The organism is Enterobacter sp. 301B (assembly GCF_003850715.1).
GTDB classification, from domain to species: domain Bacteria; phylum Pseudomonadota; class Gammaproteobacteria; order Enterobacterales; family Enterobacteriaceae; genus Enterobacter; species Enterobacter intestinihominis.
Window position 1 is genome coordinate 22,259 of the sequence record NZ_PQTC01000023.1, and the last position, 23,813, is coordinate 46,071.

At 56.7% G+C, this 23,813-nt stretch carries 22 protein-coding genes; 14 read left to right on the forward strand and 8 right to left on the reverse strand.

Annotated elements, in window-relative coordinates:
- Window positions 1-44 precede the first annotated feature (44 nt).
- A complete protein-coding gene (locus C3451_RS20065; RefSeq protein WP_023298896.1) occupies window positions 45-2,477 on the reverse strand; it encodes a bifunctional aspartate kinase/homoserine dehydrogenase II in 2,433 nt (810 codons plus the stop codon).
- Window positions 2,478-2,479: 2 nt separating this feature from the next.
- Window positions 2,480-3,640, reverse strand: coding sequence for a cystathionine gamma-synthase (gene metB / locus C3451_RS20070; RefSeq protein WP_045623070.1), 1,161 nt, complete (start codon window positions 3,638-3,640; stop codon window positions 2,480-2,482).
- A gap of 275 nt (window positions 3,641-3,915) precedes the next feature.
- Between metB and metJ the strand changes: the two genes are divergently transcribed.
- Window positions 3,916-4,233 (forward strand): met regulon transcriptional regulator MetJ, encoded by a 318-nt coding sequence (gene metJ, locus C3451_RS20075; protein WP_006179183.1) that lies wholly within the window; start codon window positions 3,916-3,918, stop codon window positions 4,231-4,233.
- Between the two features lie 48 nt (window positions 4,234-4,281).
- Here metJ and rpmE read toward each other — a convergent pair whose 3' ends face one another.
- Window positions 4,282-4,494: a 50S ribosomal protein L31 gene (gene rpmE, locus C3451_RS20080; RefSeq protein ID WP_003862040.1), complete on the reverse strand. Its 213-nt coding sequence runs from the start codon at window positions 4,492-4,494 to the stop codon at window positions 4,282-4,284.
- A 200-nt stretch (window positions 4,495-4,694) separates the two neighbouring features.
- On the opposite strand from rpmE, the gene priA reads away from it, so the two are divergent.
- The 7 genes from priA (at window position 4,695) to rraA (ending at window position 12,632) form a co-directional block, all read left to right on the forward strand.
- A complete protein-coding gene (gene priA / locus C3451_RS20085; protein WP_045623072.1) occupies window positions 4,695-6,890 on the forward strand; it encodes a primosomal protein N' in 2,196 nt (731 codons plus the stop codon).
- A gap of 119 nt (window positions 6,891-7,009) precedes the next feature.
- Window positions 7,010-8,035: a DNA-binding transcriptional regulator CytR gene (gene cytR, locus C3451_RS20090; protein WP_022649794.1), complete on the forward strand. Its 1,026-nt coding sequence runs from the start codon at window positions 7,010-7,012 to the stop codon at window positions 8,033-8,035.
- Between the two features lie 92 nt (window positions 8,036-8,127).
- Complete coding sequence (ftsN, locus tag C3451_RS20095) at window positions 8,128-9,096, forward strand: cell division protein FtsN (RefSeq protein WP_017383099.1); 969 nt, start codon at window positions 8,128-8,130, stop codon at window positions 9,094-9,096.
- A gap of 94 nt (window positions 9,097-9,190) precedes the next feature.
- Window positions 9,191-9,721, forward strand: a complete 531-nt coding sequence (gene hslV, locus C3451_RS20100) for an ATP-dependent protease subunit HslV (RefSeq protein WP_022649795.1) — start codon at window positions 9,191-9,193, stop codon at window positions 9,719-9,721.
- A 9-nt stretch (window positions 9,722-9,730) separates the two neighbouring features.
- Window positions 9,731-11,065: an HslU--HslV peptidase ATPase subunit gene (gene hslU, locus C3451_RS20105; protein ID WP_022649796.1), complete on the forward strand. Its 1,335-nt coding sequence runs from the start codon at window positions 9,731-9,733 to the stop codon at window positions 11,063-11,065.
- 62 nt (window positions 11,066-11,127) lie between these two features.
- On the forward strand, window positions 11,128-12,054 hold the full coding sequence (gene menA / locus C3451_RS20110; protein WP_114138782.1) for a 1,4-dihydroxy-2-naphthoate polyprenyltransferase: 927 nt from the start codon (window positions 11,128-11,130) through the stop codon (window positions 12,052-12,054).
- A gap of 92 nt (window positions 12,055-12,146) precedes the next feature.
- The gene (gene rraA, locus C3451_RS20115) at window positions 12,147-12,632 is read left to right on the forward strand and encodes a ribonuclease E activity regulator RraA (RefSeq protein ID WP_015569946.1); all 486 of its coding nucleotides are present in this window, start codon (window positions 12,147-12,149) and stop codon (window positions 12,630-12,632) included.
- 584 nt (window positions 12,633-13,216) lie between these two features.
- Here the strand turns inward: rraA and zapB are convergent.
- Entirely contained in the window at window positions 13,217-13,456 is a 240-nt protein-coding gene (zapB, locus tag C3451_RS20120; protein ID WP_022649799.1) for a septal ring assembly protein ZapB, read from the reverse strand.
- A gap of 400 nt (window positions 13,457-13,856) precedes the next feature.
- Here zapB and C3451_RS20125 point away from each other — a divergent pair, with 400 nt between their 5' ends.
- From C3451_RS20125 to fpr, 4 genes are all read left to right on the forward strand, one after another.
- Window positions 13,857-14,702, forward strand: a complete 846-nt coding sequence (locus C3451_RS20125) for an MIP/aquaporin family protein (RefSeq protein WP_022649800.1) — start codon at window positions 13,857-13,859, stop codon at window positions 14,700-14,702.
- Window positions 14,703-14,723: 21 nt separating this feature from the next.
- Window positions 14,724-16,232, forward strand: coding sequence for a glycerol kinase GlpK (gene glpK / locus C3451_RS20130; RefSeq protein WP_022649801.1), 1,509 nt, complete (start codon window positions 14,724-14,726; stop codon window positions 16,230-16,232).
- Window positions 16,233-16,368: 136 nt separating this feature from the next.
- Window positions 16,369-17,379, forward strand: coding sequence for a class II fructose-bisphosphatase (gene glpX / locus C3451_RS20135; RefSeq protein ID WP_022649802.1), 1,011 nt, complete (start codon window positions 16,369-16,371; stop codon window positions 17,377-17,379).
- A gap of 96 nt (window positions 17,380-17,475) precedes the next feature.
- A complete protein-coding gene (gene fpr, locus C3451_RS20140; protein WP_022649803.1) occupies window positions 17,476-18,222 on the forward strand; it encodes a ferredoxin--NADP(+) reductase in 747 nt (248 codons plus the stop codon).
- On the opposite strand, the gene C3451_RS20145 is transcribed toward fpr, so the two are convergent.
- A complete protein-coding gene (locus C3451_RS20145; protein ID WP_022649804.1) occupies window positions 18,223-18,642 on the reverse strand; it encodes a DUF805 domain-containing protein in 420 nt (139 codons plus the stop codon).
- A 112-nt stretch (window positions 18,643-18,754) separates the two neighbouring features.
- Here C3451_RS20145 and C3451_RS20150 point away from each other — a divergent pair, with 112 nt between their 5' ends.
- Both C3451_RS20150 and tpiA read left to right on the forward strand, forming a co-directional pair.
- Window positions 18,755-19,351 (forward strand): DUF1454 family protein, encoded by a 597-nt coding sequence (locus C3451_RS20150; protein WP_045623076.1) that lies wholly within the window; start codon window positions 18,755-18,757, stop codon window positions 19,349-19,351.
- 111 nt (window positions 19,352-19,462) lie between these two features.
- Window positions 19,463-20,230, forward strand: coding sequence for a triose-phosphate isomerase (gene tpiA / locus C3451_RS20155; RefSeq protein ID WP_003862019.1), 768 nt, complete (start codon window positions 19,463-19,465; stop codon window positions 20,228-20,230).
- A 47-nt stretch (window positions 20,231-20,277) separates the two neighbouring features.
- Here the strand turns inward: tpiA and C3451_RS20160 are convergent, their stop codons facing one another.
- From C3451_RS20160 to C3451_RS20170, 3 genes are all read right to left on the reverse strand, one after another.
- Window positions 20,278-21,582 carry an SLC13 family permease gene (locus C3451_RS20160; protein WP_045308715.1) on the reverse strand — a complete coding sequence of 435 codons (1,305 nt, stop codon included), beginning with the start codon at window positions 21,580-21,582 and terminating at the stop codon, window positions 20,278-20,280.
- A 73-nt stretch (window positions 21,583-21,655) separates the two neighbouring features.
- Entirely contained in the window at window positions 21,656-22,399 is a 744-nt protein-coding gene (locus C3451_RS20165) for a CDP-diacylglycerol diphosphatase (protein ID WP_045623077.1), read from the reverse strand.
- A gap of 111 nt (window positions 22,400-22,510) precedes the next feature.
- Window positions 22,511-23,500 carry a sulfate ABC transporter substrate-binding protein gene (locus C3451_RS20170; protein WP_023298902.1) on the reverse strand — a complete coding sequence of 330 codons (990 nt, stop codon included), beginning with the start codon at window positions 23,498-23,500 and terminating at the stop codon, window positions 22,511-22,513.
- Window positions 23,501-23,813: the final 313 nt, after the last annotated feature.

Genomic DNA, 23,813 nt, shown 5'->3' on the forward strand with positions numbered 1-23,813 from the left:
GAGCAGTCCCCTCTCCCCTAAGGGGAGAGGGTTAGGGTGAGGGGTTACAGTAGCTTAGCCAGGCGATTAATGTCGGACTGAATGGCTCCGGCGGTCACATCGCGCCCCGCACCCGGGCCACGGATCACCAGCGGGTTATCGCGGTACCAGCGGCTTTCGATGGCGAAGACGTTATCGCACGGCAGCAGCGCCGCCAGCGGATGTTCAGGACGTACCGCCTCCACGCCCACGCGCGCTTTACCGTTCGCCTCGAAGCGCGCCACGTAACGCAGCACCAGGCCCATCTCGTTTGCCGCTTCCAGACGTTGCACCATCTGCTCGTTCAGCTCGTCGCCGTTCTCAAAGAAGTGATCGACAGATCCTTCCTCGCAGCCCGCAGGCACCAGAGACTCAACGCGAACCTGGCCAGGCTCAATGTCGTAGCCCGCTTCACGCGCCAGGATCACCAGCTTGCGCATCACGTCTTTACCGGCAAGGTCAACGCGCGGATCCGGCTCGGTTAAGCCCTGCTGCCACGCCTGATCCACCAGGTCGGTGAACGGCACGGTGCCGTCAAATTGCAGGAACAGCCAGGAGAGCGTGCCGGAGAAGATCCCGCTCAGCGCCAGAATGCTGTCGCCGCTATCAATCAGATCGCGCACGGTATGGTTAACCGGCAGACCTGCGCCAACGGTGGCGTTATACAGCCAGTGACGACCCGTTTTTTCGAACGCGTCGTGGATCTGGCGATATTTATCAGTGCTGCTCGCTCCCGCCAGCTTGTTGGCGCTGATGACGTGGAACCCGTGGCTGGCAAAATCCAGATACTGATCGGCCAGCTGCTCGCTGGCGGTAACGTCCAGCACCACCAGATCGTCGTACGGGTGCGCGCGCATCCACAGGAACAGCGACTCTTCATCCTGCTCAACCGCTTCATCGTTAAAGAAGGCCAGCGCCCGGCTGGCGTCCAGCCCTTCGTAGTTCAGCAGGCTGCGGCGGCTGTCCACCACCCCTGCCAGAATAAATTCAAACCCGGTACGCGCCGAAAGCGTTACCTGCTCGCGGGCGAACAGCTCCAGCCAGCGGGAACCGATATTCCCTTTCCCGAACAGTACCAGGCCGATGCGTTTTTCCGCGCGGAACAGGGAGGTGTGCAGACCCTGAATCAGGCTTTCGGTTGGCCCCTTGCGCAGAACGGCAACCAGGCTGATGCCCTCTTCCGACTGCCAGGTGAACTCCACCGGCTGCCCTTTCAGCTGCTGCCAGAAGCGGTGGCAGTGCAGCGGGTTACGGGTGACGCCCGCGCCCACCATTGCCACCAGCGCCAGTCCCTGACGCAGGCGAAGCTCGCCCGGCAGTCCCGCTTCATCCAGAATCTTCAGGGCGCTGTCCACCACTTCAGCGGTATAGCAGAACTGCAACAGCTGGCGATCGTTATGCACGCCAACGGCCAGCGGACGCACCTGGGCACGTTTCAGGATGGTGTCGATATCTTTGTGCGCCAGTTTGAAATCCTGGCCCGCAGGCACCTGGAACTCAATCAGGCAGATGTCATCGTGGCTGGTGACAATGCGCGCGCCCGTACCGGATGCCAGCACGCGCTCGATGCGAGTGGAACCCTGATCCGGCGTGTAGCTACAGCGTAGTTGCAGGTCGATGTCGCTGCCGGAAACCGGCTGTAGCGTGCGCGCGTGCAGCACTGGTGCCGCCAGACGCGCCAGCTCGCTCGCTTCGTCGAGACGCAGCAGCGGCAGCAGGCAGGCATCTTTTACTTTGCGCGGGTCCGCGCTGTAGACACCGGCCACGTCGCTCCAGATGGTGACGCGGGACACGCCCGCCAGGGCGCCAATCTGCGTTGCCGAGTAGTCAGAGCCGTTACGGCCCAGCAGTACGGTTTCACCTGCGTTGCTGCGACTGATAAAGCCGGTCACCACAATACGTTTACCCGGATGTTGCACCAGCAGCTGTTGCAGCAGCGGGTAGGACAACCCTTCGTCCACCTGCGGCTGTGCGGCGCGTTCGGCACGCAGGAAATCACGCGCGTCGAGCCAGGCGGCTTCCACGCCAAGATGTTGCAGCACGGCGGCCATCAGGCGCGCAGACCACACTTCACCATGGCCAACCACTTCCGCATACACCGCATCGGTAATGCCGCTGTCCAGCAGAGCTGCCAGACGCTCAAGGTCGTGAGTAAAGGCGCTTATCAGTCCGTCCGCCACGTCCGCAGGCAGCAAACCGGCAATCAGTTCACTCTGGTAACGACGTAAGGACTGTTGCACCTGATGCGCAGAGAGGCGATCGGTCTGGCTCAGTTTCAGCCAGCTAATCAGCTGGTTGGTGGTGCTGCCCGCCGCAGAGACAACCATCATGTCCCCCGGCTGTGAATACTCGGTCATGATCCCTGCGACACGCAGATAACATTTCACATCAGCAAGACTACTACCACCAAACTTGTGCAGCTGACGACCCTTCGCCCCTGCCTGCGCTATCACACTCATGATTACCCCTTGGCTGCGACCCGGAAGCCATTTTCCAGATCGGCAATTAAATCTTCAGAATCTTCAATACCGGTCGAGATACGCAGCAGCGTCTCGGAAATCCCGGCGGCGGCACGTGCTTCGGGTGCCATACCTGCGTGCGTCATGGTTGCGGCGTGGGAGATCAAGCTTTCAACTCCCCCTAAGGATTCCGCCAGCGTAAACAATGACAACCCGCTCAGGAAGCGACGCAGCGTTTGCTCGTCACCGTCCAGTTCAAAACTTAACATCGCGCCAAATCCTTTCTGTTGGCGCGCGGCAATCTCGTGCCCCTGGTTTTCCGGCAGCGACGGGTGATAAAGCTTCTTCACCAGCGGCTGGGTTTTCAGGAAATCCACGATCGCCTGGGCATTACGCTGCGCCACGTCCATACGCGGTGACAGGGTGCGGATACCACGCAGCAGCAAATAGCTGTCGAACGCGCCCGCGGTGACGCCAATGTTATTGGCCCACCATGCCAGTTCAGTGACAACATCAGGATCTTTGGCAATCACCACACCCGCTACCACGTCAGAATGGCCGTTCAGATATTTCGTGCATGAATGCAACACCAGATCGGCACCCAGTGCCAGTGGGTTCTGAAGGGCCGGACTGAGGAACGTATTATCCACTACACTTATCGCTCCCGCATCCCTTGCGAGCTGACAAATTTTCGCAATATCGACTACGCGCAACAATGGATTGCTTGGACTTTCCACCAGAACCAGCTTCGGCTGTTCGGCTAACGCCTGTTTCAGCGCCTGTTCGTCGTTTTGATCGATAAACAACACGCGGTAGCAGCCACGTTTCGCCAGGCTATCAAACAGACGATAGCTGCCGCCGTAGCAGTCGTGCGGCGCCACCAGCAGATCGCCAGGTTTCAGGAACACCGTGGTCACCAGATGAATGGCAGACATGCCGGTATTGGTTAATACCGCACCTGCGCCGCCTTCCAGTTCCGCCAGCGCGCGCTGGGTGACGTCACGCGTAGGATTGCCGCGACGCGAGTAGTCATGCGCGCGAGGTTCATTAAATCCGGTGAAATTATAGGTGCTGGAGAGATGAATTGGCGGGACAACGCAGCCGTACTGCTCGTCATCATTCAATCCGCTACGCACTGCGATGGTGGCCTGTTTACGCGTCATGGTGAGGCTTCCTGGCGAATGAGGTGAAAAGTCAGGCACCAGAGTAAACATTGAAAGTATGGACGTCAATACATCTGGACATCTAAACTTCTTTGCGTATAGATTGAGCAATGCGCAAATAGCCGTTAAAATTATATGCTTTAGGACACGCTACAGCGGCAATATCCGTGCCTCGGTATCGTCTCTACGGTAAACTACGAAAGATTACGGTTCAAAACTGATGGTTACCGGTTTTGCACCTTTAGATTAATGACTGAGAGGATTAAAGGTATCTCATGGCTGAATGGAGCGGCGAATATATCAGCCCATACGCTGAGCACGGTAAGAAGAGTGAGCAAGTCAAGAAAATCACGGTGTCCATTCCTCTGAAGGTGTTGAAGATCCTCACCGATGAACGTACGCGTCGTCAGGTGAACAACCTGCGTCACGCCACCAATAGCGAACTGCTGTGCGAAGCGTTCCTGCATGCGTTTACCGGCCAACCGTTGCCGAACGATGACGATCTGCGCAAAGAGCGCAGTGACGAAATTCCAGAAGAGGCGAAGGTGATCATGCGTGAACTGGGTATCGACCCGGATACGTGGGAATACTGATAAGCGGATACAAAAAAGGCACCTTGCGGTGCCTTTTTTTCGGGAAACTTATTTAGCGCCCGGGATGCTGAAACGCTTGTTGAAGCGGTCAACACGGCCACCGGTTGCAACATCACGCTGCTTACCAGTGTAGAACGGGTGGCATTTGCCGCACACGTCCAGGTTCAGATCGTGACCCACGGTAGAGCGGATCTGGATAGAGTTACCGCAAGAGCAGTTTGCAGTAATCATTTCGTATTTCGGGTGAATATCTTTTTTCATGGGAGAACCTCAGTTAAGGCCGCGTCGCTCTTCCAGCCCTAACGCCAGACACCACGCGATGTTGAATGTAAGTTCTTTGGCGTAAAGTACACCAAAGGCGGCGAATCATACAGAATTTAACCAACGTATGCAAACTGATCCGCACGCCGCTTTCACTAATGTGTATACTAACGCGCCACTTTTCAAGTCAGGAAGATTCGATGCCCGTCGCTCACGTTGCCCTGCCCGTTCCGCTTCCCCGCACCTTTGACTACCTGCTGCCCGACAGCATGAGCGCCAAAGCGGGCTGTCGCGTGACCGTGCCGTTCGGTAAACAGCAGCGCGTGGGGATCGTCGTCTCCATCAGCGATAAAAGCGAGCTGCCGCTTACCGAGCTGAAATCGATCGTTGAAGTGCTGGACGATGAACCTGTTTACTCTCAAAGCACCTGGCGACTGCTGTTGTGGGCGGCAGATTATTATCACCATCCTATTGGCGACGTATTGTTCCACGCCCTGCCGATTATGCTGCGTCAGGGTAAGCGCGCCAGCCATGCGCCAATGTGGTACTGGTTTGCCACCGAGCAGGGTCAGGCGGTCGACATTAACAGCCTGAAGCGCTCGCAAAAACAACAGCAGGCGTTGGCCGCGCTACGCCAGGGGAAAATCTGGCGCCATCAGGTCGACGAGCTCGAGGTGAGCGAAACCGCGTTGCAGGCATTAAGGAAGAAAGGGCTGAGCGAGCTGGCCAGCGAAGCACCTGCCCTTCACGACTGGCGCGACGGCTTTTCCGTCTCGGGCGATCGCCTGCGTCTGAATACCGAGCAGGCCACCGCCGTGGGCGCGATTCACAGCGCCGCCGATCGTTTCTCCGCCTGGCTGCTGGCGGGCGTCACCGGCTCCGGTAAAACCGAAGTGTATCTGAGCGTACTGGAAAACGTGCTCGCACAGGGCAAACAGGCGCTGGTAATGGTGCCGGAAATCGGCCTGACGCCGCAAACCATCGCCCGTTTCCGTGAACGCTTTAATGCGCCCGTTGAGGTTCTGCACTCCGGCCTGAACGACAGCGAGCGCCTCAGCGCCTGGCTGAAAGCGAAAAACGGCGAAGCGGCGATTGTGATTGGCACCCGTTCCTCACTCTTTACGCCGTTTAAAAATCTCGGCGTTATCGTGATCGATGAAGAGCATGACAGCTCCTATAAACAGCAGGAAGGCTGGCGCTATCACGCCCGCGACTTAGCCGTGTACCGCGCCCACAGCGAGCAAATCCCCATTATTCTGGGGTCCGCCACCCCCGCGCTTGAAACGCTGCACAACGTTCGCCAGCGTAAATACCACATGCTGCGCCTGACGCGCCGCGCGGGAAATGCCCGTCCGGCCATTCAGCATGTGCTGGATCTGAAAGGCCAGCAGGTGCAGGCCGGGTTAGCGCCTGCGCTGACTAACCGCATGCGCCAACATTTGCAGGCGGGCAACCAGGTGATCCTGTTCCTGAACCGCCGCGGCTTCGCGCCTGCGTTGCTGTGCCACGACTGCGGCTGGATTGCCGAGTGCCCGCGCTGCGATCACTACTACACCTTCCACCAGGCTCAGCGCCATTTACGCTGCCACCACTGCGACAGCCAGCGTCCGGTACCCCGTCAGTGCCCGTCCTGCGGCTCAACGCACATCGTGCCGGTGGGTCTGGGGACGGAGCAGCTCGAACAGGCGCTGGCGCCGTTCTTCCCTGATGTGCCCATTTCGCGTATCGACAGGGACACCACCAGCCGCAAAGGGGCACTGGAGCAGCAGCTGGCGGAAGTGCATCGCGGCGGCGCGCGCATACTGATTGGCACTCAAATGCTGGCGAAAGGGCATCACTTCCCGGACGTGACGCTGGTCGCCCTGCTGGACGTCGACGGCGCGCTGTTCTCCGCGGATTTTCGCTCCGCCGAGCGTTTCGCACAGCTTTATACCCAGGTTGCTGGTCGCGCCGGTCGAGCGGGTAAGCAGGGCGAAGTAGTGCTGCAAACGCACCATCCTGAGCACCCGCTGCTGCAAACGCTGCTGCACAAAGGCTATGACGCCTTCGCGGACCAGGCGCTGGCCGAACGTCAGACGATGCAGCTTCCTCCGTGGACCAGCCACGTCATCATCCGTGCGGAAGATCATAACAACCAGCAGGCGCCGCTATTCCTGCAACAGCTGAGAAATCTCCTGCAGGCCAGCCCACTGGTGGATAATCAGCTGTGGATTTTAGGCCCGGTACCCGCGCTCGCCCCGAAACGCGGCGGCCGTTTCCGCTGGCAACTCTTACTTCAGCACCCTTCGCGTATCCGTTTACAGCAGATCGTCAGCGGCACGCTGGCGCTGATTAATACCCTGCCGGAAGCGCGAAAAGTGAAGTGGGTTCTGGACGTCGATCCGATTGAAGGCTGAAGACGGATCGAAAAATTTAATGCGCCTCACACTTTTTATGAAAATTCTGTAACCGATTCCATTAACTATCTGTAAAAATGGTGCGGTCCGCAGTTCGGTGTTCAGGCGAGGAGAAGACGTTGAAGTCCAGGAAAGAGGTTGCCTCGGCGACCATGAAAGACGTTGCCGAGAAAGCACAAGTCTCAACAGCAACCGTGTCCCGCGCATTGATGAACCCTGACAAAGTCTCCCAGGCGACCCGAAACCGGGTTGAAAAGGCGGCGCTTGAGGTCGGTTATTTCCCGCAAGCCATGGGGCGCAACGTTAAACGCAACGAATCCCGCACCATCCTGGTGATCGTGCCGGACATCTGCGATCCCTTCTTCAGCGAAATCATCCGCGGCATTGAGGTCACGGCCGCCGCCCAGGGCTATCTGGTGCTGATTGGTGATTGTGCCCACCAGAACCAGCAGGAAAAAACGTTCATCGACCTGATCATCACCAAGCAGATTGATGGCATGCTGCTGCTTGGCTCACGCCTGCCGTTTGATGCCAGCATTGAAGAACAGCGCAATTTACCGCCAATGGTCATGGCGAACGAATTCGCGCCGGAGCTGGAGCTGCCGACCGTTCATATCGATAACCTCACCGCCGCGTTCAACGCCGTGAACTATCTTCAGGAGCTGGGGCATAAGCGTATCGGTTGTATTGCCGGACCAGAAGAGATGCCGCTGTGTCATTACCGGTTGCAGGGCTACGTTCAGGCGCTTCGCCGTACCGGGGCTGTTGTCGATCCGCACTACATTGCGCGCGGTGATTTCACCTTTGAAGCGGGCGGGCAGGCGCTGGAAAAATTGCTTGCCTTGCCAGAACCACCTACCGCGGTCTTCTGCCACAGCGACGTGATGGCGCTGGGGGCGTTATCCTACGCCAAACGTCACGGCCTGCGCGTGCCAAAGGACCTGTCGATAATCGGTTTTGATAATATTTCGCTTTCGGAGTTTTGCGATCCGCCGCTTTCGACTGTTTCGCAGCCGCGGTATGACATTGGCCGGGAAGCGATGCTGCTTTTGCTGGATCAGCTGCACGGTCAAACAGTTAGCAGTGGGTCACGACTACTGGATTGTGAGCTGATTGTGCGCGGCTCTACCCAGGCATTAACTTAAAGTAAATACCTTTCGACACCCTTATCTGGTCAAAGCCCCGTCGCTTAAGTAACATGGCGGGCTGACGAACGAATAAATACAGCGAAACGATAGTGGCACAACGAGATTATGTACGTCGCGGCCAGCCGGCACCTTCGCGACGCAAAAAGAGTAGTTCAAAAAGCAAGCAACGTAGCCTGTCTGCTGTCTCCCCAGCCATGGTCGCCATTGCTGCGGCTGTGCTGGTGGCCTTTATTGGCGGCCTCTACTTCATTACGCATCATAAAAAAGAAGAGTCTGAAGCCCTTCAGGGTAACAAGGTCGTCGGCAACGGCCTTCCTCCGAAGCCTGAAGAGCGCTGGCGCTACATTAAAGAGCTGGAAAGCCGCCAGCCTGGCGTACGTGCGCCTACCGAGCCTTCTGCCGGGGGTGAAGTGAAGAATGCCGATCAGCTGACGGACGAACAGCGCCAGTTGCTCGCTCAGATGCAGGCGGACATGCGCCAGCAGCCTACGCAGTTGAACGAAGTACCGTGGAACGAACAAACCCCGGCGCAGCGTCAGCAAACGTTGCAGCGCCAGCGTCAGGCACAGCAGCAAACGCAACAGCAGCAGTGGACGCAGACGCAGCCGGTACAACAGCCGCGTACACAACCGCAGCAGCAGACGCGTACCGTACAAACGCAGCCTGTTCAGCAGCAGCCGAAAGCCCAGCCGCAGAAGCAAACAGCACAGCCGTATCAGGATCTGTTGCAGACGCCTGCACATACCACTGCGCAACAGCCAAAAACGCAGCAGGCTGCGCCGGTCACTAAAGAGACCGAGGCACCAAAGCAGACGGCTGAGAAAAAAGATGAACGCCGCTGGATGGTTCAGTGCGGTTCGTTTAAAGGCGCCGAACAGGCAGAAACGGTGCGAGCTCAGCTGGCATTTGAAGGATTTGACTCACGCATTACCACCAATAACGGCTGGAATCGCGTGGTGATTGGACCGGTCAAAGGCAAAGAAAACGCAGACGGCACCATTTCCCGTTTGAAAGTGGCTGGCCACACAAACTGCATTCGACTCGCCTCCGGGGGTTGAAACCCCCAAAATCCCCCCCATCTATCATTTAATTCAGCCCTGAGCACAGGCTCAGGGCTTCTGTTTCCCGAATCTGTAACCAGGGGGTCTGCTCGTGACAACAATAGTAAGTGTACGCCGTAACGGCCAGGTGGTAATTGCCGGTGATGGCCAGGCCACGCTGGGTAATACCGTCATGAAAGGCAACGTGAAGAAAGTACGTCGTCTTTATAACGACAAAGTGATCGCCGGTTTCGCAGGCGGCACGGCTGATGCCTTCACGCTGTTTGAACTGTTTGAACGCAAACTGGAAATGCATCAGGGTCATCTGGTGAAAGCCGCCGTTGAGCTGGCAAAAGACTGGCGTACCGACCGCATGCTGCGCAAGCTCGAAGCACTGCTGGCCGTGGCTGACGAAAACGCCTCGCTGATCATCACCGGTAACGGCGACGTGGTTCAGCCTGAAAACGACCTGATTGCCATCGGCTCTGGCGGCCCGTACGCCCAGGCCGCAGCCCGTGCGCTGTTGGAAAATACCGACATGAACGCGCGCGATATCGCGGTGAAAGCGTTGGATATTGCAGGTGATATCTGCATCTATACCAACCACAATCACACCATCGAAGAATTGACCTCCAAAGCGTAAGGATCGCCCATGTCTGAAATGACCCCACGCGAAATTGTCAGCGAACTGAACAAACACATTATCGGCCAGGACAACGCCAAGCGCTCCGTGGCTATCGCACTACGTAACCGCTGGCGTCGCATGCAGCTCGACGAAGAGCTCCGCCACGAAGTGACACCAAAAAATATTCTGATGATCGGCCCGACCGGGGTGGGTAAAACCGAAATCGCTCGTCGTCTGGCCAAACTGGCTAACGCGCCGTTCATCAAAGTTGAAGCCACCAAGTTCACCGAAGTGGGCTATGTGGGTAAAGAAGTGGACTCCATCATCCGCGACCTGACCGATTCAGCGATTAAGATGGTGCGTGTCCAGGCGATTGAGAAAAACCGCTATCGCGCCGAAGAGATGGCCGAAGAGCGTATTCTCGACGTGCTGATCCCACCGGCAAAAAATAACTGGGGACAGGCTGAACAGCAGCCTGAACCTTCTGCTGCGCGTCAGGCATTCCGCAAAAAACTGCGCGAAGGCGAGCTGGACGACAAAGAGATTGAGATCGATCTCGCTGCCGCGCCAATGGGCGTTGAAATCATGGCCCCTCCGGGCATGGAAGAGATGACCAGCCAGTTGCAGTCCATGTTCCAGAACCTGGGCGGGCAGAAACAGAAAGCACGTAAGCTGAAAATCAAAGACGCGATGAAGCTGCTGATTGAAGAAGAAGCCGCGAAGCTGGTTAACCCGGAAGAGCTGAAACAGGACGCTATCGACGCGGTTGAGCAGCACGGTATCGTGTTTATCGACGAAATCGACAAAATCTGTAAGCGCGGCGGCAACAGCTCCGGCCCGGATGTTTCCCGCGAAGGCGTTCAGCGCGACCTGCTGCCGCTGGTGGAAGGTTGCACCGTCTCTACCAAGCACGGCATGGTGAAAACTGACCACATTCTGTTTATCGCGTCAGGTGCGTTTCAGGTTGCCAGCCCATCCGATCTCATTCCGGAACTGCAGGGTCGTCTGCCAATCCGCGTTGAGCTGCAGGCGCTGACCACTGAAGATTTCGAACGTATCCTGACTGAGCCAAACGCTTCTGTGACCGTACAGTACAAAGCGTTGATGGCGACCGAAGGCGTGAATATCGAGTTCACCGACGATGGGATCAAACGCATCGCTCAGGCCGCATGGCAGGTCAACGAAACCACCGAAAACATCGGTGCGCGTCGTCTGCACACCGTGCTGGAACGCCTGGTGGAAGATATCTCTTACGATGCGAGCGACCTTAACGGTCAAACAATTACCATTGACGCAGAGTATGTGGGCAAACACCTGGATGCGTTAGTGGCAGATGAAGATCTGAGCCGTTTTATTCTATAATCGCGTTCAATGCATTTTCATCACTGTTGATGGGGGCTATGGCCCCCATTTTTATTGGCTAAATAACTATGACTGATATCAGCCGTACGCAGGCGTGGCTCGAAAGTCTGCGTCCAAAAACGCTTCCTCTGGCTTTTGCCGCCATTATCGTCGGTACCGCACTTGCCTGGTGGCAGGGGCATTTCGATCCCCTGGTGGCTGGTCTGGCGCTTGTCACCGCCGGGCTACTGCAAATCCTCTCTAATCTCGCCAATGATTACGGCGATGCGGTAAAAGGCAGCGATAAACCTGATCGTATCGGGCCGCTGCGCGGGATGCAAAAAGGGGTAATTACCCAGGCACAGATGAAGCGGGCGCTGATTATCACCGTGGTGTTGATTTGCCTGTCCGGCCTGGCGCTGGTGACGGTCGCCTCGAAAACCACCAGCGATTTCATTGGCTTCCTGGTGCTGGGCTTGCTCGCCATTATTGCAGCAATTACCTATACCGTCGGGACGCGTCCTTACGGGTATATTGGTCTGGGCGACATCTCCGTACTGGTGTTCTTCGGCTGGCTGAGCGTCATGGGAAGCTGGTACTTGCAGGCGCATACGGTGATCCCCGCCCTGTTCCTGCCCGCGACCGCCTGCGGTCTGCTGGCGACGGCGGTGCTGAATATCAATAACCTGCGCGACATCGACAGCGACCGTGAGAACGGTAAGAACACGCTGGCCGTGCGTCTGGGCCCGGTGAATGCCCGCCGCTATCACGCCTGCCTGCTCATCGGCGCGCTGGTCTGCCTGGCGCTGTTCAATCTGATCTCTCTGCACAGCCTGTGGGGCTGGCTGTTTGTACTCGCCGCACCGCTGCTGTTTAAGCAGGCCCGCTATGTCATGCGTGAACTGAGCCCGGCTGCCATGCCGCCGATGCTGGAGCGCACGGTAAAAGGCGCATTGCTGACTAACCTGCTGTTCGTCATCGGGATTGTCTTAAGCCAGACGCTGAGTTAGCTGACAAATATCAATTAACAATTGATGATTTTGCCAACAAGGCATTTCGCACGATATACTGAACACATTCGCAGCAACAGAGCGTTAAACCTATGAAATACGATACCTCCGAGCTTTGTGACATCTACCAGGAAGATGTCAACGTCGTTGAACCCCTGTTCTCCAACTTTGGCGGACGGTCGTCGTTTGGCGGACAAATCATCACGGTGAAATGTTTCGAGGACAACGGGTTGCTGTACGATCTGCTCGAAGAGAACGGCCGTGGCCGCGTTCTGGTGGTCGACGGCGGCGGTTCCGTGCGCCGTGCATTAATTGATGCTGAACTGGCGGGAATTGCCGTCCAGAACGAGTGGGAAGGCATTGTGGTGTACGGCTCCGTGCGTCAGGTGGACGATCTCGAAGACCTGGATATCGGGATTCAGGCCATCGCGGCCATACCGGTAGGCGCAGCGGGCGACGGCATCGGCGAAAGCGACGTGCGCGTCAATTTCGGCGGCGTGACCTTCTTCTCGGGCGACCACCTTTATGCTGACAATACCGGCATTATCCTTTCCGAGGATGCGCTGGACATTGAGTAGTTAATCGATAAGCGAGATGCATAAAAAAACCGCCAACAGCAATGTGGCGGTTTTTTTGTCCCTCGGGATTCGCGGTCCGTTGGGTGATATTGCAACCTTTAACCAGGATTTTTATCTTACCCTGATTCATTCCTCAGGTAACCCCTGTCGACCCTTTATGAATTCCTAATTATGTGTGGAAACCTTAACTCCGCAGCTGTTGCTCATTATGATGCTGTGTCCCTTTCCGCCATCTCGCAAATGGGCATCGGTCCAGGGAAAGGTGTATTCACCACCGTAAAGCAACCTTTAACCGGGCTTGTGTCCACCGACTTATCACCGGTGGTGAACGGTGGAGCGGTGAGCAGCAGGGACCGCATAATGAAACGCTATTTATGTATCGCGTTCATTGTCGCCAGCGTACTCGTTGTAAAGAGCGATGAACCTGTTGGGTTTGTTGCTTTTGCTACGACAGCGCAGGACAAGTAGCGTTAAGGCCGCCTCTGGCGGCCTTTTTTATGGTTGAAATCCGTGAGCAATAACCATAAAAAAGCCGGGTGGCGGCTTCGCCTTACCCGGCCTACTCAATTCATTCCCAAAGGAAATCAGACTTCTTCCATACGTCCCAGCAGTGCCTGCAGGCGATCCTGCCAGCCGTTCTGCTGTTCGCGGAGCTGGTTGTTTTCGCGCTCCAGTTCTTCACGGCTGTGCTGAGCATTCTGAACTTCCTGGGACAGGGAGTTGTTTTTCTCTTTCAGCTCTTCAATTTCCATCTGCAGCAGGGTGATGGTGTCGATCGCCTGCTGTACTTTCGATTCCAGTTTCTCAAACACTTCTAAAGACATGATGCTACCTCTCCTGAATTGCAAGGCGACGCTTTAACGTAAACGCGCACGACATATACCGTCGATTGTATGGAGCGCGGCGCTCTGTGTCCAGCGACACACCGCGCAGATCGCGGTTTGCAACACTTTTAGGTCTGGTCCTGGTGCGTTCGCGGCATATACCCCTAAATTGTTAACTCTTTAGTTAATGAAATGATTCAGCTCACATTATACCGCTGATGCAAAAACGCGCTTTATGGCGCGAAAACGCTCATTTTATTGACACAGACCACACATTTTGATTTCGATATTTCTCGTTTGTGCTCGTTAACGATAAATTAACACTATGTCTACAGGGCATCGTGGCTGTCACGGGCGGTCACGCAAACAATAAACATTACTCTTTTGCAGGATTCCGATTATGAGTCAGACATCAACCTTAAAAGGCCAGTGCATTGCCGAGTTCCTGGGTACCGGGTTGTTGATATTCTTCGGAGTAGGCTGTGTCGCTGCACTGAAAGTGGCGGGTGCCAGTTTTGGTCAGTGGGAAATCAGTATTATCTGGGGTTTGGGCGTGGCGATGGCCATCTACCTGACCGCAGGGGTTTCCGGCGCACATCTTAACCCGGCGGTGACCATCGCGTTGTGGCTATTCGCGTGCTTTGACGGACGCAAAGTTGTCCCTTTCATCATTTCACAATTTGCCGGCGCCTTTTGCGCAGCGGCGTTAGTTTACGGGCTTTATTACAATCTTTTCACCGACTTCGAACAGACGCATCATATGGTGCGTGGCAGTGTCGAAAGCCTGGATCTGGCAGGCATTTTCTCAACGTATCCGAATCCGCATATTAATTTTGTGCAGGCGTTCGCAGTTGAAATGGTGATTACCGCTATTCTGATGGGCGTCATTATGGCGCTGGGCGACGACGGAAACGGCATTCCGCGCGGCCCGCTGGCACCACTTTTGATTGGCCTTCTGATTGCGGTAATTGGCGCATCCATGGGTCCGCTGACCGGCTTTGCGATGAATCCGGCGCGTGACCTGGGTCCAAAAACCTTCGCCTTCTTTGCAGGATGGGGCGATGTCGCCTTTACCGGCGGCAAAGACATTCCTTACTTCCTGGTACCGCTGTTCGGGCCAATCGTAGGGGCAGCGCTGGGCGCATTCGGCTATCGCAAATTAATTGGTCGCCACTTACCGTGCGACACCTGTGTGGAAGAGGAAAAAGAGTCGACTTCCACCACACAACAAAAAGCTTCGCTGTAATCTGACTACGGGACACATACCATGACCGAAAAAAAATATATCGTTGCGCTCGACCAGGGCACTACCAGCTCCCGCGCTGTCGTAATGGATCATGACGCGAACATTGTCAGCGTGTCTCAACGCGAATTTGAGCAAATCTATCCGCGTCCAGGCTGGGTTGAACACGACCCGATGGAGATCTGGGCATCACAAAGCTCCACGCTGGTGGAAGTGCTGGCGAAAGCCGACATCAGTTCTGACGAGATTGCCGCTATCGGTATCACCAACCAGCGTGAAACCACCGTTGTCTGGGAGCGCGAAACCGGTAAGCCCATCTACAACGCCATTGTCTGGCAGTGCCGCCGCACCTCAGAGATCTGCGAAAAACTGAAGCGCGACGGAATGGAAGAGTACGTGCGCAGTACAACCGGTCTGGTCATTGACCCCTATTTCTCCGGCACCAAAGTGAAGTGGATCCTCGACCACGTGGAAGGTTCACGCGAGCGTGCACGACGCGGCGAGCTGCTGTTTGGCACCGTCGATACCTGGCTTATCTGGAAGATGACTCAGGGACGCGTTCACGTCACCGACTACACCAACGCCTCGCGCACCATGCTGTTCAACATCAACACTCTGGAGTGGGATGACAAGATGCTGGACGCGCTGGACATTCCGCGTGCGATGCTGCCAGACGTGCGCAAATCTTCAGAAGTATACGGCCAGACCAACATCGGCGGTAAAGGCGGCACCCGTATTCCTATCGCCGGTATTGCCGGTGACCAGCAGGCGGCGCTGTTCGGCCAGCTGTGCGTCAAGGAAGGGATGGCGAAGAACACTTACGGCACCGGCTGCTTTATGCTCATGAACACCGGCGAGAAAGCGGTGAAATCAGAAAACGGTCTGCTGACCACCATCGCCTGCGGCCCACGCGGTGAAGTGAACTATGCCCTGGAAGGGGCGGTATTCATGGCGGGTGCCTCCATTCAGTGGCTGCGCGACGAGATGAAGCTGATCAGCGATGCGTTTGACTCCGAATACTTCGCGACCAAAGTGAAAGACACCAACGGCGTATACGTGGTGCCAGCGTTTACCGGTCTGGGCGCACCGTACTGGGATCCGTACGCCCGCGGCGCGATTTTCGGCCTGACGCGCGGTGTGAACTCAAACCACATTATTCGTGCGACCCTGGAATCCATCGCCTACCAGACGCGCGACGTGCTGGAAGCGATGCAGGCGGACTCCGGCATTCGTCTGCACGCCTTGCGCGTGGACGGCGGTGCGGTAGCCAATAACTTCCTGATGCAGTTCCAGTCCGACATTCTGGGTACCCGCGTTGAACGTCCTGAGGTGCGAGAAGTAACGGCGCTGGGCGCGGCGTATCTGGCAGGTCTGGCGGTTGGCTTCTGGCAAAACCTTGACGAGCTTCAGGAAAAAGCGGTGATCGAACGCGAATTCCGTCCAGGCATCGAAACCACCGAGCGCAACTACCGCTACAGCGGCTGGAAGAAAGCGGTGAAACGTGCCCTGGCATGGGAAGAGCACGACGAGTAAGACAGACTCACCCCTCACCCTAACCCTCTCCCCTTTGGGGAGAGGGCCGGGGTGAGGGGCTCAGACCGCACCACCCCTCCCCCTCCCCACTCTGTGATAAACTTCGTGCAATTCCTTATGATTGTACGAGTACCTCATGAAACGTGAACTTGCTATCGAGTTTTCCCGCGTCACCGAAGCTGCCGCCCTCGCAGGCTACAAGTGGTTGGGCCGTGGCGACAAAAATACCGCAGACGGCGCAGCCGTCCACGCCATGCGCATTGTGCTTAATCAGGTCAATATCGATGGCACTATCGTCATTGGCGAAGGCGAAATCGACGAAGCCCCGATGCTCTACATCGGTGAAAAAGTCGGGACGGGCAAAGGCGATGCGGTGGATATCGCGGTCGACCCGATCGAAGGCACGCGCATGACGGCGATGGGCCAGGCCAACGCGCTGGCGGTGCTGGCGGTGGGCGATAAGGGCTGCTTCCTCAACGCGCCAGATATGTACATGGAAAAACTGATTGTCGGTCCTGGTGCTAAAGGCGCTATCGACCTTAGCCTGCCGCTGGATGCCAACCTGCGCAATATCGCAGCGGCGCTGGGTAAACCGCTCAACGAACTCACCGTGACCATCCTGGCGAAACCGCGCCACGACGCCACCATCGCTTATCTGCAAGCACTCGGCGTGCGCGTATTTGCCATTCCTGATGGCGACGTTGCCGCCTCTATTCTGACCTGCATGCCGGACAGCGAGGTCGACGTGCTTTACGGCATCGGCGGCGCGCCGGAAGGTGTGGTCTCTGCGGCAGTGATCCGCGCGCTGGACGGCGATATGCAGGCGCGTCTGCTGCCACGCCATGAGGTCAAAGGCGACAGCGACGAGAACCTTCGCATTGGTGAAGACGAACTGGCGCGCTGTGCGGCGATGGGCATCGAGGCCTATAAAGTGCTCGCGCTGAACGAGATGGCTCGCAGCGATAACGTGGTCTTCTCCGCAACCGGCATCACCAAAGGCGATCTGCTGGATGGCATCACCCGCAAGGGAAACATGGCCACCACTGAAACCCTGCTGATCCGCGGCAAATCCCGCACCATTCGCCGCATTCAGTCCATTCATTATCTCGACCGCAAAGACCCGGACGTACAGACGTACATTCTGTAAAACCGTTTGATCGATAGAGCTTTCCGGCCCGAATGGGCTGGAAATGTTTCCCACAAGTACGGAAGATAGAAGAGAGAAACAGCACAGGAGAAGATCATGGCGGACTGGGTAACAGGTAAAGTCACAAAGGTACAGTTCTGGACCGATGCGCTATTTAGCCTCACGCTGCACGCTCCCGTTCATCCGTTTACCGCCGGGCAGTTTGCCAAGCTCGGGCTGGATATCGACGGTGAACGCGTACAGCGCGCCTACTCATACGTTAACGCGCCTGATAACCCGGATCTCGAGTTCTATCTGGTCACCGTCCCGGACGGTAAGCTCAGCCCGCGCCTCGCCGCGCTGAAACCGGGCGATGAGGTGCAGATTGTCTCCGACGCGGCGGGGTTCTTCGTGCTGGATGAAATCCCCGACTGTGACACGCTCTGGATGCTGGCGACCGGCACGGCCATCGGCCCGTATCTCTCTATCCTGGAGTACGGCAAAGATCTGGAGCGCTTTAAGAATATCGTGCTGGTTCACGCCGCGCGCTACGCCGCAGACCTGAGCTATTTGCCGCAGATGCAGGCGCTGGAACAGCGATATGGCGGGAAGTTAAAAATTCAGACGGTGGTCAGCCGCGAAACCGCAGCTGGCTCGTTAACCGGCCGCGTTCCGGCGTTGATTGAAAGCGGCGCGCTGGAAGAGGCGGTGGGTTTACCGATGAATACCGAAACCAGCCACGTGATGCTGTGCGGTAACCCGCAGATGGTGCGCGATACGCAGCAACTGCTGAAGGATACCCGGCAGATGACGAAACACCTTCGCCGCCGACCGGGCCATATGACCGCCGAACACTACTGGTGATCAGCGGTACTTCACCTCAAGGGTATCTTTTCCGTATTTGTTCTCGCTCTGGGTGCCGATAAACGCGCCCAGTTCGACAACCATCATCACAAAGATAACCGTCGGCAGCAGTCTGCCCACCACCCACGGGAGGATGGAGGGCAGCATTGACCAGTTCCCCGCCACCAGCATCCACGCCAGAATAATCAGAAAAGCCCAAGCGCCGGAGCGACCGCGATCGTGCAGACGTTTCACCACCACGGCAGCGGTTGGCCACAGTAAACAGACCAGCGCAAAAGCCGCAGTTTGCGTGCTCAGCCAGGCGTTATAGGCAACAAAAAACAGAAGCAGCATGGCGACAACCCACGCTGCCATCCAGATCCAGAAGTCACGGCGTCCAATACGCCCTTTGAATGAAAACAACCACTGCTGTATGGTCATGTAAGGTTCCTTATTATTGTTTAGCCCGCATTTTACCCTGGAGTTGTGACCTTTTGACAAGCCGACCAGATATCGTTTTAATCATGGGCAATGACGGCCAGGGGCAAAGTTGATGAAAAGTTCGGCACACTCTCTTTATTTGTGTTTAGCGATGCTGAGCGCCAGTTTTTCTCTGCACGCCGCGGAACCGGCTTCCCCGGTCACCGCCCCCTACCTTCTGGCGGGCGCCCCCTCTTTCGATCAATCTATCAGCCAGTTCCGCGAAGCCTTCAATAAAGAAAACCCCTCGCTTGCGCTGGGGGAGTTCCGTGCGATTGACGGTGCCCGCGATACGCCAACCCTGACCCGCGCTGCCAGCAAAATTAACGAGAATCTATATGCTTCCACTGCCCTTGAGCGCGGAACGTTAAAAATCAAAAGTATGCAGATCACCTGGCTGCCGATTCAGGGCCCAGAGCAGAAAGCAGCGAAAGCGGAAGCGCTGGAGTATATGAGTGCTATTTTGCGCGCCTTTACTCCCACCTTCACGAAAGCGCAAAGCCAGCAAAAGCTGCAAAAACTGCTTACCGCCGGGAAAAACAAACGCTATTACGCCGATACGGAAGGTGCCGTTCGCTATGTCGTCGCAGATAACGGCGAAAAGGGGCTGACCTTCGCGGTTGAACCGATTAAGCTGGCCCTATCAGACGCACTCGAGGGGGCGAATTAATGACAAAAAGCAAAGCCTTTCGAGGGAAAATCTCTATACTGATTCACAGACCATGCTGCCCTTAAGGGCGGCCATATTCCTTAATTCGCTTATTGAGCGTGGAGAATTGAAATGCGACATCCTTTAGTGATGGGTAACTGGAAACTGAACGGCAGCCGCCACATGGTAAACGAACTGGTTGCTAACCTGCGTAAAGAGCTGGCTGGCGTGACCGGCTGCGCGGTTGCTATCGCTCCGCCGGATATGTACCTGGATCTGGCTAAACGTGCCGCTGACGGCAGCCACATCATTCTGGGCGCGCAGAACGTTGACGTTAACCTGTCTGGCGCGTTTACCGGTGAAACCTCCGCTGAAATGCTGAAAGACATCGGCGCGAAATACATCATCATCGGCCACTCTGAGCGTCGCACCTACCACAAAGAATCTGACGAGTTCATCGCGAAGAAATTCGCTGTGCTGAAAGAGCAGGGTCTGATCCCGGTTCTGTGCATCGGTGAAACCGAAGCAGAAAACGAAGCGGGTAAAACCGAAGAAGTGTGCGCACGTCAGATCGACGCTGTGCTGAAAACCCAGGGCGCGGCAGCGTTCGAAGGCGCGGTTATCGCTTACGAGCCAGTCTGGGCGATCGGTACCGGCAAATCTGCAACTCCAGCGCAGGCACAGGCGGTGCACAAGTTCATCCGTGACCACATTGCAAAAGCAGACGCGAAAGTGGCTGAGCAGGTCATCATCCAGTACGGCGGTTCCGTTAACGCATCAAACGCAGCTGAGCTGTTCACCCAGCCAGACATCGATGGCGCGCTGGTTGGCGGCGCATCCCTGAAAGCAGACGCTTTCGCGGTGATCGTTAAAGCGGCAGAAGCGGCTAAGCAGGCGTAATTGCCTTTGGGGCGGGTGGCGCTTCGCTAACCCGCCCTACAAAACCACTACAAACGTCCTAATACGCTAAACCACAAATAATCCAGCGGCAGCAGTACCAGATACGTCGCAATCGCCAGCGCCAGGCAGAGCAGCATCCCCGCCTTCGCAGGCACTTTCCCTAAGCCCATCGCCACCACAATCGGCGACGCCTGATACGGCAGCAGCGGCGTGGAATACCCCAGCACCTGAATCATGATCACCGACAGCAGCGGGAAGCCGGTCGCGTCGGAGAAGCTCTGCGCCAGCGTGGTGTACAGCGCCGGAACGCCGTTGGCGGTCATAATGAAGTTGAGCGCCGTGGTGATCCCCGTCAGCGCCAGGAAGCTGGTAAACGGGCGGTCTGCATCCAGCGGCATGATATGGAGCAACGCCTCGCCTACGGCCGTACCGATACCGGTCTGCGTCACCGTAATGGCCAGCCCGAGTATACCCGCGACGTAAATACAGGTGCGCATATTCACCCCCGCCGAGAACTCCTCGCCGGTGATAAATCCGATGCGCGGCAGCATAACGATGACCGAGGCCGCCAGCCCTGTCCACGCTGGGCCCACGCCATGCCAGCTCTCCGTTACCCACATCGTCAACACCACCGCCAGCAGCCAGGCGAGTCGTTTTTCGTCACGCCCCATCGGTTCAGACGGCGTCAGATCCTTCGCTGGTTTCGGGCTACCGGGGAACAGCCAGCAGATCAGGCCAATCAGAATCAGGCCTTTGAGAATACCCAGCACCGGCGTGTGCAGCAGCAGATACGGGACATAGTTGAGGTGGATACCGTATGAGCCTTCCGCCGCGCCGCTCATCACAAGGTTTGGCACGTTAGCGGGCAAAATAGTGGCCGAGAGCTGGAAGGTGCCAAACCCGACCGCCAGCGCCAGGCCAAACCAGGCCCGCGAGCCATCAGGAATGCCGGCCCGCTTCGCCATCGCGGCGACAATCGGCATCAGCAGCGCAATACGTCCCATGTTCGACGGCATCACGAATGCCAGGGCATAGCTCAGCAGCACAACGCTTGCCACCATCAGCACCCAGGAGTCGGTAAGCTTTGCCGACAGCGCCCGGGCGGCCCTGTCCGCCAGGCCGGTTTTCCGAATCGCCACGCCCAGCACAAAGCCGCTGAACACCAGCCAGAAGGCAGACGAGGCGAAGCCGCCAAAGATCACTTCCGGCGGGGCGATTCTGGCGGTCATCGCCGCCGTAAAGAACAGCAGCGCGGTGATAAATTCCGGCAACAGCGACGTCGCCCACAGCACGATGGTGACGCCGACGATCAGCGAGGGAAGCAGCAGAGGATGCGTTAACCAGAGCGACATACCTGTCTCCTGTAGAATTTTTCAGCAAGTCTACGGCGACAGGCAGGGCGAGTAAACGCTATTTATGGTGGGGTCACTTCAGGATATCGCATTGATGATCCTGCAATTCCTCAGCCGACGCGCGGTTAAAGGTCAGCAGGTTACGCTCCGTCGCCAGCAGTACAAACGAGCCGTCCGACTGCTGCGCCATCGCCAGCGCGAAGCGTCCCATATGGTCGCGCGCTTCCGGCAGCTCTTCCGCCAGCATCATAAACGGGCTGCGCTGCACCAGTTCGTTCTCCGTCACCCGACGGGCAAGGTACTCATGCCCTTCCAGCCCGCCCGGAAGCGGTAGCCACTGGGTGCTGATTTGCCCCTGCGCCGCGTTCAGCTTCTCGCGCACGTCCGGGCGCAGGCAGGAGATGTGGATATGGAAATGGTTTTGCGTGCGCCCGGTCGGGGAGTTGATGGTCAGAGAAACAGCGCTGTCAGACACGTCGGCTCCCCGTTTCATGCTCATAAAATGACGAGACTGCCATGCCAGCCAGAAGAAATTCGGCGTCTGAGGCTCAGTCAGCAGCGGGCTTTCGGTGCCGTTAATACGGTACGTGGGCATCAGCAGGTATTGCAGCGGCCCGTTGCGGTCTTTGAACACCACGTAGCCAGCATCTGGCTTCACCTGCGCACACGGCGCCGGGTTACGGTTTTGCAGCTGGTTGGGCACACACTGGTCGAGAACGATATGACGCAACGCATTCGGATTACCCGCTTTCATCCAGTACACGCCGCCTGCGGCAAGGGCGATAACGATCAGAATCAGTAAGATAATTTTTTTCACAACGCGTTCCCTGTTTTCAATAGAGGCAAAAGAGTAACGCAAAATGATGACCAAATAAAAAACCCGGTGGATTTCTCACACCGGGTTACCGTGTCGTTCTTTGTAAAACGCTTAGCGCTTGCTGATCTGGTCGAAGGTGCCGCCGTTAGAGAAGTGCTCTTTTTGCGCTTTGGTCCAGCCGCCAAAAACATCATCGATAGTGAACAGCTTCAGTTTCGGGAAGGCGTTTTCGTATTTCTTCGCGACGGCCTCATCGCGCGGGCGGTAGAAGTTTTTCGCCGCAATTTCCTGCCCTTCCGGTGAGTAGAGGTACTTCAGGTAGGCTTCCGCCACCGCTTTGGTGCCCTTCTTATCAACAACCTTATCGACGACGGAGACGGTCGGCTCAGCCAGGATGGATTCGCTCGGGGTCACGATCTCGAATTTGTCTTTACCCAGCTCGTTGGTCGCCAGCAGGGCTTCGTTTTCCCAGGCAATCAGCACGTCGCCGATGCCGCGCTCGACGAAGGTGTTAGTTGCGCCGCGCGCGCCGGAGTCCAGCACTTCGACATTTTTAAACAGCGCTTTCACGAATTCCTGCGCTTTAGCCTGGTCACCGTTGTTGTGGTGCAGGGCGTAGCCCCAGGCCGCCAGGTAGTTCCAGCGTGCGCCGCCGGAGCTTTTCGGGTTCGGCGTGATGACAGACACGCCCGGCTTAATCAGGTCGTTCCAGTCTTTAATCTGTTTCGGGTTGCCTTTGCGCACCAGGAAGACAATGGTCGAGGTGTATGGCGCAGAGTTGTCCGGCAGGCGCTTGATCCAGTTTTTGTCGATACGGCCACGCTCCGCGATCGCGTCTACGTCATAAGCCAGCGCCAGGGTAACCACATCGGCTTCAATGCCGTTGATCACCGATGTCGCCTGCTTACCTGAACCGCCGTGAGACTGGCGAACCACCACGTTATCGCCGGTTTCCTGTTTCCAGTGCGCCGCAAAAGCTTTGTTGTACTGGTCGTACAGTTCACGCGTCGGATCGTACGACACGTTCAGTAACTGAATGTCCTTTGCCAGAACGCTGGTCGATGCCAGCAATAATGTTAACCCCACGCCCCATTTATTCATCGCCCGGCTCTCTTGTGTAGTGTTTTGATGAATGCAGCGTGCCAGAAAGCTAACCGATGATTAAAGAATAAAAAAAGATTGGCTATAACGTGGAGAAATAAAAAAAGGATGGGCACAAAAAAGCCGGGTGGCGGCTACGCCTTACCCGGCCTACGATCCGTGCTTTTGTAGGCCCGGTAAGCGCAGTGTATGACCGGATACATAGGTAACAGATCAGACCGGGAACATAGGTAACACTTTTCAGTCTATCCGGAGCACACTCTGGGTTTTTCGGTCGTAGTACGCAAGCGTTATTCCATTAAAGATGATGGCC

What these genes read in the sequence shown, in the direction of transcription:
- glpX (WP_022649802.1), top strand. Translation starts at nt 16,369, where the DNA reads ATGAAACGTGAACTTGCTATCGAGTTTTCCCGCGTCACCGAAGCTGCC.
- priA (WP_045623072.1), top strand. Translation starts at nt 4,695, where the DNA reads ATGCCCGTCGCTCACGTTGCCCTGCCCGTTCCGCTTCCCCGCACCTTT.
- metJ (WP_006179183.1), top strand. Translation starts at nt 3,916, where the DNA reads ATGGCTGAATGGAGCGGCGAATATATCAGCCCATACGCTGAGCACGGT.
- C3451_RS20170 (WP_023298902.1), bottom strand. Translation starts at nt 23,500, where the DNA reads ATGAATAAATGGGGCGTGGGGTTAACATTATTGCTGGCATCGACCAGC.
- hslU (WP_022649796.1), top strand. Translation starts at nt 9,731, where the DNA reads ATGTCTGAAATGACCCCACGCGAAATTGTCAGCGAACTGAACAAACAC.
- tpiA (WP_003862019.1), top strand. Translation starts at nt 19,463, where the DNA reads ATGCGACATCCTTTAGTGATGGGTAACTGGAAACTGAACGGCAGCCGC.
- C3451_RS20160 (WP_045308715.1), bottom strand. Translation starts at nt 21,582, where the DNA reads ATGTCGCTCTGGTTAACGCATCCTCTGCTGCTTCCCTCGCTGATCGTC.
- rraA (WP_015569946.1), top strand. Translation starts at nt 12,147, where the DNA reads ATGAAATACGATACCTCCGAGCTTTGTGACATCTACCAGGAAGATGTC.
- fpr (WP_022649803.1), top strand. Translation starts at nt 17,476, where the DNA reads ATGGCGGACTGGGTAACAGGTAAAGTCACAAAGGTACAGTTCTGGACC.
- C3451_RS20150 (WP_045623076.1), top strand. Translation starts at nt 18,755, where the DNA reads ATGAAAAGTTCGGCACACTCTCTTTATTTGTGTTTAGCGATGCTGAGC.
- glpK (WP_022649801.1), top strand. Translation starts at nt 14,724, where the DNA reads ATGACCGAAAAAAAATATATCGTTGCGCTCGACCAGGGCACTACCAGC.
- C3451_RS20065 (WP_023298896.1), bottom strand. Translation starts at nt 2,477, where the DNA reads ATGAGTGTGATAGCGCAGGCAGGGGCGAAGGGTCGTCAGCTGCACAAG.
- C3451_RS20145 (WP_022649804.1), bottom strand. Translation starts at nt 18,642, where the DNA reads ATGACCATACAGCAGTGGTTGTTTTCATTCAAAGGGCGTATTGGACGC.
- metB (WP_045623070.1), bottom strand. Translation starts at nt 3,640, where the DNA reads ATGACGCGTAAACAGGCCACCATCGCAGTGCGTAGCGGATTGAATGAT.
- C3451_RS20125 (WP_022649800.1), top strand. Translation starts at nt 13,857, where the DNA reads ATGAGTCAGACATCAACCTTAAAAGGCCAGTGCATTGCCGAGTTCCTG.
- rpmE (WP_003862040.1), bottom strand. Translation starts at nt 4,494, where the DNA reads ATGAAAAAAGATATTCACCCGAAATACGAAATGATTACTGCAAACTGC.
- zapB (WP_022649799.1), bottom strand. Translation starts at nt 13,456, where the DNA reads ATGTCTTTAGAAGTGTTTGAGAAACTGGAATCGAAAGTACAGCAGGCG.